The 3,486-nt window shown below is 49.0% G+C and carries 4 protein-coding genes and 1 pseudogene; all 5 read left to right on the top strand.

What is annotated here, in order from left to right:
* The first annotated feature begins 47 nt into the window (after positions 1–47).
* Positions 48–479, top strand: a pseudogene (locus tag LUQ50_RS02900) (transposase).
* A gap of 201 nt (positions 480–680) precedes the next feature.
* Positions 681–1,484 (top strand): hypothetical protein, encoded by an 804-nt coding sequence (locus LUQ50_RS02905; protein ID WP_300035914.1) that lies wholly within the window; start codon positions 681–683, stop codon positions 1,482–1,484.
* 29 nt (positions 1,485–1,513) lie between these two features.
* Positions 1,514–2,419, top strand: a complete 906-nt coding sequence (locus LUQ50_RS02910; RefSeq protein WP_300035917.1) for an alpha/beta hydrolase — start codon at positions 1,514–1,516, stop codon at positions 2,417–2,419.
* 195 nt (positions 2,420–2,614) lie between these two features.
* Complete coding sequence (locus LUQ50_RS02915; protein WP_300035923.1) at positions 2,615–2,872, top strand: DUF6444 domain-containing protein; 258 nt, start codon at positions 2,615–2,617, stop codon at positions 2,870–2,872.
* A 123-nt stretch (positions 2,873–2,995) separates the two neighbouring features.
* Positions 2,996–3,486 (top strand): transposase (locus tag LUQ50_RS02920; protein WP_300035920.1); only part of this gene is annotated, 491 nt, incomplete at its 3' end.

Raw genomic sequence — 3,486 nt, forward strand, 5'->3', positions numbered from 1 at the left:
GCCGTCATGCACTCTGTAATGCTCATCTTCTCCGTGAACTGAAAGGGATCACGGAAAACTACCCCCAGAAATGGAGTGAGCAGATGCATGACCTCATCCAGGAGATCAAAGGAACTGTGGACGAGATTCGCGAGCATTCATCCTCTCTTGATCCTCATCAGGTTTCAATGTTCGAAGAGAGATACCGCCAGATCATCGTATCCGGCATGCAGGAAAATCCTGGACATGAGGCTTCAGGTACAAATCTGAAACGTGGGCGCGAAAAGCAGTAAAAAGCGAAAAACCTACTCCATCGTTGCCAGAAATATGAGGGGGAGATCCTCTCGTTCATGTATGAGTTCTCTATCCCGTTCTCCAATAACCTGGCTGAACGGGATATATGGATGATGAAACTGCACCAGAAGATTCCTGGTACGTTCAGGAGTGAGGAAGGGGCTGATTGGTTCTGCAGGGTCAGGAGATATATATTTCAACCGTGAAAAAGAATGAGGTGCCTGTGTTCGCGTTTCTTCGCAAGGTCTTCGAGGGAGAACCATTCATCCCCTCTGTCGCTCACCGAACAGGCTGAACAGTTACATTATTTTTATCATTACAAAAAAACAACAGGATCTCGTCTGATATTTTAACTGCTGCTTCTTACACAAGACTACAACAGAATGGGTAATCAAAATGAAAAAACTATGACAAGGAAAACGAGTAAAGAAAAAAGGCTGGAACCGGAATTCGTAAATGTTGATGATGTTCCGGTTGCGTTCTGCCGACCAGATGAAAGTGTTGCCAATGGATCGCTCGCCGTGTGGCTTCCCTATCTGGGTGGAAATAAAGAAACCGGGATTCGTGAACTTCAGCAACTTGCTGCATCCGGGTACTTTGCTATCAGCCTCGATCCGTGGCAACACGGTGACCGTAAGGGTACGACAACTTCAAGCCTGAGAACCCGCGTTTTTAAGGAATTCCGTGCGAACATGTGGCCTGTCCTTGGGATCACAACGCTTGACACCTATCGCGTGATTGACTGGGCAATCGCAACGTATAATCTCAGTGGTGATGTTGTAGCTGGCGGGGTATCGATGGGAGGCGATATTGCCATTGCCCTTGCCGGGATAGACCAACGGATCACCAGGGTAGCCGCCATAGCATCAACACCTGAGTGGACACGTCCGGGTATGACTGATGTAATGGATCCCAAAAAAATTATTGACCAGGGTATCCCTACTCATCTCGGGGAATGGCTGTATAAGACTCTTAATCCCATGACAAACCGGAGTGCGTATTCCCGGGCACCCGCCATGCATCTGGAGTTTGGCGCTACAGATACTCATGTGTCCCCGCAATGTGCACTGGCATTTAAAGAAGCGCTTGAGAAAGAATGCCCGGCGGCAGCACAGGCCATCACCATCATATTGAACGATGGTTGTAACCACCTGTCTTTGATTCAAAAGCATTCAATTGCTAAAAGAGCCGTTGAATTTTTGATAGGTTAAGCCAGACAAGAACCGAAGGAGGATTCAGTATGGCAATAACCAAAAATGTCTCATCCATTGACACCTCAGATAAACCTTATTCAGTCAGTACAGTAACTTCGAAAGATGGAACCATCATCGGTTATCGTCAGCTGGGCCATGGCCCGGGTTTGATATTGGTGCAGGGCGCTATGGGATCAGCCCAAAACTTCTCAGATCTCGCTAAGGCACTTTCAGAAACTTTCACGGTTTATGTTCCCGACCGTCGTGGTCGCGGTATGAGCCCTTGCCTATATCGTAAGGATCACACCATCCAAAGAGATGTTGAGGATCTGGAAGCTATACTTTCGAAAACGAACGCTCACTTTGTCTTTGGGCTCAGTTCGGGAGCCATTATATCACTCCAAGCTTCTACCATCTTACCTTCGATCCATAAGGTCGCTGCCTATGAGCCACCATTTTTCGTGGATGGCTTACCAATTGCTTTATTGGAACGCTATGAAAAGGAGGTTACCCGGGGCAGGATAGCAGCCGCACTCACCGCTGCCGGAAAAGCGGTGGAGGTCAGACCAATACCCTGGTTTATGCCGGACTGGCTGCTCACTTTTTTTATGAACAGAATACTGGTGAGCCAGGACAAGCAACCAGCGGGCGAATATCTCCCACTCCGGGAGCTCACCGTCACACTCCAATATGACTTCCGTATAGTGACTGAGATGCACGGTACACTGGAACATTGGCGTGATGTCAGAGCCGATGTTCTTCTTCTTGGGGGCGGCAGGAGTCCGGCTTACCTTAAAACTGACCTTGATGCCGTCGAAAAAGTACTGCCATCTGTCAGGCGGGTAACCTTTCCCGACCTCGACCATTCCGCATCATGGAACTACGACCCAGAGCAGAATCCGACCGGCAAACCCGAATTGGTCGCGAAGGAGTTGAGGAAATTTTTTGCTTGAATAGCATTCGTACCACAAGAATTACGATAAACAACCCAAATTTGTAACTGTTCAGGGTCAATCGCAAGATCCAAGTACTATGACGTCCTAATAACAATTAGTGACTGAAAATCGGCAGAATCGCGATACCAAAGAACTAGATCCTGCATCATAAACGCCCAACTGAAAACCCTTATCGCAGAGCTCGAAGCATAGCTGAATCAACACAGCCGGAACAGCAGCCGGCCCCCCTCGATGAATGGATTCAAGCGTCCCAAGAGTCAGCGGAAGAAAGGAGAACAGCCCCCTGGCGGGCAGAAGGGGCATAAAGGCCATACCCTGGACTGGGTAGAGACCCCCGATCAGATCAAGGTTCGTACCGTTTCAGTTTGCGAAGACCGTGGGGCCTCCCTGGAACAGGTGACCCCATCCAAAGTGGAACGTCGTCAGGTCCATGATATCCCTCCGTTGTAAGTCCTTGTTACAGAACTCCGAGCAGAATAGAAGACTTGTCCTTGCTGCGGACGACAGAACCGGGCACACTTTCCTCCAGAAGTCAAGTATCCCGTGCAGTATGGTCAGAACCTGAAAACACTCATGGTTTATATCAGCATCTACCAGTTGCTTTCCTATGACCGGCTCTGTGAAACCTTTAGCGACCTATTCGGAAGATCCATGAGTAAAGCGACCCTGGCCAGGGCGGTATCAGAGTGTTACCAGAACCTTGCAGGAGTTGAAGAGAAGATACGAGAACTCCTGGCAGATGCGCAGGTATTACCTGTTGACGAGACCGGAATGCGGGTAAACGGCATTCGCCAATGGCTCCATGTTGTGAGTAACGAGATCCTCACTGTATATGGTCATCATCGAAAACGAGGATCACAGGCAATGGATGACCTGCAGATCCTGCCGCAGTTCCGTGGAACGATGGTCCATGACTTCTGGGCACCGTATTTCAGGTATAAAAGCCGTCATGCACTCTGTAATGCTCATCTTCTCCGTGAACTGAAAGGGATCACGGAAAACTACCCCCAGAAATGGAGTGAGCAGATGCATGACCTCATCCAGGAGATCAAAGGAACTGTGGA

It is taken from the genome of Methanospirillum sp., from assembly GCF_028679455.1.
Lineage (GTDB): Archaea > Halobacteriota > Methanomicrobia > Methanomicrobiales > Methanospirillaceae > Methanospirillum.

What these genes read in the sequence shown, in the direction of transcription:
- LUQ50_RS02905 (WP_300035914.1), top strand. Translation starts at nt 681, where the DNA reads ATGACAAGGAAAACGAGTAAAGAAAAAAGGCTGGAACCGGAATTCGTA.
- LUQ50_RS02910 (WP_300035917.1), top strand. Translation starts at nt 1,514, where the DNA reads ATGGCAATAACCAAAAATGTCTCATCCATTGACACCTCAGATAAACCT.